The 382-nt window shown below is 65.2% G+C and carries 1 pseudogene; it reads right to left on the minus strand.

The window, feature by feature from the left end:
• Positions 1-382, minus strand: a pseudogene (locus EOC94_RS33895) (hypothetical protein); the annotation flags it as partial.

Below are 382 nucleotides of genomic sequence, written 5' to 3' on the forward strand. Positions count from 1 at the left end.
CTTCCAGGAGATCCTCGGCCATGGTCAAGGCGGCGAGCCAGGCCTGGACCTGCTCCTCGCCGACTTCGAGGCCGGTGAGCGGGTTCTCGCCCTTCTGCTGCGGTCCAGGCAGCCATTCGCGGTCATTGTCGGTCTCGGCGCGGATCGCCTTCCAGTCCTCGCGCGACAGCCGGATCATTTCCAGCAGGTGGCGGCGCGCCGCTTGCCGGCGCTCCGGTTCGATCACCGGCCAGTTGACGAGATGCACCATCGAGATGAAATCGGCGATGCGCCATTCCGAGGAGAAGATGCTCGAGCCCATATCGCCGGCCGGCGGCACCAGAATATCCTGCAGCGGCAATTTGGCGCGCGGGAACAGCATGTGAAACGAGCCGTCGAAGGT

Origin of the sequence: Mesorhizobium sp. M6A.T.Ce.TU.016.01.1.1, from assembly GCF_003997065.1 — a bacterium.
In the GTDB taxonomy this organism is placed as follows: domain Bacteria; phylum Pseudomonadota; class Alphaproteobacteria; order Rhizobiales; family Rhizobiaceae; genus Mesorhizobium; species Mesorhizobium mediterraneum.